The organism is Cupriavidus mimosae, assembly GCF_023952485.1.
Taxonomy (GTDB): domain Bacteria; phylum Pseudomonadota; class Gammaproteobacteria; order Burkholderiales; family Burkholderiaceae; genus Cupriavidus; species Cupriavidus taiwanensis_C.
This window is the reverse complement of record NZ_JALHRY010000055.1, coordinates 1-3,862: the sequence shown is the minus strand read 5'-3', so window position 1 is coordinate 3,862 and position 3,862 is coordinate 1. Positions and strand designations below refer to the sequence as shown.

Annotated in this window: 1 protein-coding gene and 1 pseudogene; one reads left to right on the top strand and one right to left on the bottom strand. The window is 62.6% G+C overall.

What is annotated here, in order from left to right; translation table 11 throughout:
* Positions 1-51: 51 nt before the first annotated feature.
* Positions 52-3,051: a beta propeller repeat protein gene (locus MKD50_RS30100; protein ID WP_012354652.1), complete on the top strand. Its 3,000-nt coding sequence runs from the start codon at positions 52-54 to the stop codon at positions 3,049-3,051.
* 409 nt (positions 3,052-3,460) lie between these two features.
* Here MKD50_RS30100 and MKD50_RS30095 read toward each other — a convergent pair.
* A pseudogene (locus tag MKD50_RS30095) lies at positions 3,461-3,805 on the bottom strand (Tn3 family transposase); the annotation flags it as partial.
* Positions 3,806-3,862 lie beyond the last annotated feature (57 nt).

Here is a 3,862-nt window from a genome sequence, read left to right as displayed (position 1 = left end):
ACCTGGCCCACACAATTCTCCAACCCCGGCCCCCAGGGGCGCATCCCGTTCGTGAAGGTGAACGATCGCGACGGGCGCGCTTTCGATCTGTGGTTCGGAGACACTCAACTCTATCGAGCGGCCTGCGCGACGCCAACGAACACAGCGTCGACGGCGGCTCGTTGTCCCGCCAGTTCGGCGTGGGCAGCCGCGCAGACCGGGGCGCACTGGGACGTTGGTGACATTGCCTTCAATACGGCCAGCGGCCTCAACGCGTGCCCCGCCCTGTTCTCCAACGACGGCGGCATCTACTTCAACCAGCGCACGGGGGCAGACTGCCACGACCCGCGCTGGCAGCAGCAAACGACGACCGTCACCGCGCTATGGCTCTGGTCGATGGCCGGCAATGAACGCGCAGCGCAGGGCGAGAAAGGCGTCTACATCGGCCAGCAGGACTCTGGTGGCTTTGGCACGCGCGACGGCGGAAAAGCGACGCGGGACTGGAACAGCCCGACATGTTGCGATGTCTTTGATGTAGAAGCCGAAGCCGGTCGGGTGGTCTACACCGTCTGTCGCTTCAACGTGGCGCCCGCCACGCGCATGTTCCTCGACGGCGACGCGATGAGCAGCGGCACTGAAATCCAAACCTATCCGGCCGGCAGCCTCACAGGATTCAAGGACAACCGATCCCTGGTGAACTACGCCAGCAACAGCTATGCGGTGGTCACCAGCAGCGGTGTTTTTTTCACCTCCAACATCTCGAGCAATACGGTGACCTGGCGCACGCTGGGCACGGGCGCGCCAGCCAACGCCTGCGGCATCAACGTGTCCAGGCGCAACGATGGCACCTCGGTGTTCTACCTGCGCGCGGGCATCGGAGCGTGCAACCTGGGCGGCACGGGGTCGCTCTGGCGACACGAAGGTGCGACTTCGATCGGCGCCTGGGTGCAGGTGGCCCGCAATGGCAATAGTCAGTTCGGTGCGTTCGGGGTCGACCGTTCCGACTTCAACCACATCATCGCCAACGACCTTTCGGGGGCCTCACCCTCGATGGTGCGCACGATCGACGGTGGCGCCAATTGGGCAGTCGTTCCCGGCATCGACACACTGCTGACGGGCAACGGCGCATTCCTGGCCCGCGTCCAGCAGGGGTTTGGTGCGTTCGGTACCGGTAATGGCTATCCGCAGGCCTCGCTGGTTGCGATCAACCCGCGCAACCGCAGCGTGATCCTCATTGGTGGGCAAGACTCGGGCCTGTACCTGAGCGCAAATGGGGGAACGAGTTGGACGCCACTTACCGATCCAGTCAGCAACTCGACGCTGCGCCCACACATTTCCCGGCCGCTGTTTGCGCACTTTGAATCGCTAGGTAATGAACGGATGAATGTCTATGTCGGCGCGCGCGGCCGCGGCGTCTGGCGGGTGGGCGTGGACATCGAGAGCCGTTGGGCGGGCGCAATCTGGCGCTCGACCGGAGCCCCCTGCGTCGGCGACAGCTGCCCCGGATGGCAGATGCTGGATAACAACATCCGCACCGTGCAGATCGCCGCTGGCGGCGAGCGTCTCTACCAGTTGCACCTCGATGGCCGCATCTGGCGCTCGAACGGAACACCTTGCAACGTCGACAGCTGCCCCGGCTGGCAGATGTTCGATAATAACCCGAAGACGGTGGCGATCGCGGCCGGTGGCGCGGATCTCTATCAACTGCACAACGATGGCCGGATCTGGCGATCTACTGGCGTCGCGTGCTCGGGAGAAAACTGTCCGGGCTGGCAGCGGCTGGACAACAACCCGGCCACTGTAGCCATCGCCGCCAACGGCAACAAGCTCTACCAGCTCCACCGGGACGGCCGCATCTGGGAATGGACCGGCAGTCCGTGCAGAGGTGACAGTTGCCCGCACTGGCGCATGCTCGACAACAACCCGGCCACCGTGGCCATCCGGACCGCGGACGGTATGCTGTATCAGATGCATTTCAACGGCCGGATCTGGCGTTCGACGGGCCAAGCCTGTGCTGGCCAGAGTTGTCCGGGCTGGGTGCAGCTTGACAACAACCCCGCCACGGTCGACTTCAGTGCCAACGCAGGTGGCCTGTTCCAGCGGCACCGCAACGGATGGATCTGGCGCTCGAACGGCGCCGCATGCTCCGGTCAAAATTGCCCGGGCTGGGTGAGGATGGACAACAACCTCCATTCCACCGCTATTGCAGGCGGTGTCTACCAGATGCACCATGACGGACGCGTCTGGAGGTTCACCGGCTCGCCTTGCGCCGGCGAAGCTTGTCGAGGCTGGGACATGCTGGACAACAACCCGCGTACAAAGCTGGTGGCGGCAGCAGATGGCGAGAACGCCCTGCTGTATCAACTCCATGCGCCCAAACTGTTCCAACTGCATAACGACGGCGCGATATGGCAGTCAATCGGCGGGGCTTGCACCGGTGAGTCTTGTCCGTCATGGCAACGGCTTGACAACAATCCGAACACGAAGGCACTTGCCGCGAGCGGTGGCAGGTTGTATCAGCTGCACCGCGACGACCGCATCTGGCGATCGATCGGCCGACCCTGCACTGATGACATTTGTCTTGGCTGGGAGTTGCTCGACAACAACCCGAGCACGACCAAGATCGTCTCGTCTGCGGGCCAGCTCTTCCAGTTGCACAGCAACGGACAGGTGTGGCGCTTCACTGGCCAGGCCTGCAGCGGCGAGAGCTGTCCCGGCTGGGTGCGTCTCGATCAGAATTCGGCTACGCGCGACATTGTGGCGGGTGGTGGGCAGCTGTACCAACTGCACGACAACGGTCGGATTTGGCGTTGGACCGGCGTCAACTGCACGGGCGAGTCTTGTCCCGGTTGGATCATGCTCGACAACAACCCGCAAACCAGAAAGCTCGTCGCGGCTGGCGGACTGCTGCATCAGCTGCACGACAATGGTCGGATCTGGACGCACACCGGCGTACGGTGTTCCGGGCCGTCGTGCCCAGGATGGCAAATGATGGACAATGACCCGCGCACGGTCGACATCATTGCAGGGGGGCGCGAGTTGTATCAGCGTCACGACGATGGGCGAATCTGAGAGTCCACCGGCCAGAAATGCGCAGTTCAATCGTGTCCTGGATGGCGGCTGATGGACAATAATGGACACGCGCAAACGATTGCAGGTGCAGCTGGTGTGCTGTACCAGTTGCATGACGATGGAGCCATCTGGCGCAGCGATGGCAAGCCATGCAACGGACAGAGCTGTCCTGGCTGGGCGCGGCTTGACAACAACCCTAGAACTGGGACGATCCTCTCGGCTGAGGACTGAGCTAACACACCGAGGGGAGAAGGTTGTCGCGATAAGGAGGTAGTGCCAGCCGGGAGTCGCGGGGGTGCTAGGATTATGCGGCCAGCGAGCAAAGTTGCTCGGCAGCGGTCCGGGGTCCGGTCGTCTGCCCCCGTTTTGGCGCGGTCTCCATCAACCACTGCGCAAATCCATTGAACTATTCGCTCTTGTTCGTTGCGGCATGAATGGTGCGACGGAGTTCCGGGTCGTCCAGGTACTTCAGCAAGAACACCGTGCGGATGACGCGGCCCAGCTCCCGGAACGCAAAGTATAGCTTATTCTTCGTACTCTCCGAACCCAGCCGGCGCAGGATGGTCGACGGCGGCATCTTGCCGGCCTTGATCGAGACGGCAACCCGCATCATGTCGGGGTAGTGTCGTTGGATCAGGTCCCAGTCGATGGACCGGCGGCACAGGCGCTCGATATGGTCGTATCGGCGTCGTCGGTCCGCCTTGTACAGCACAAGGTTCTTGATATTGCGCATGCGAGGTATCAGGTTGATGCCTCTAGCAGGCTGCTGAAGTACTCATCGCGCTAGCGATGAGTTTTTCCCCGCAAGGCG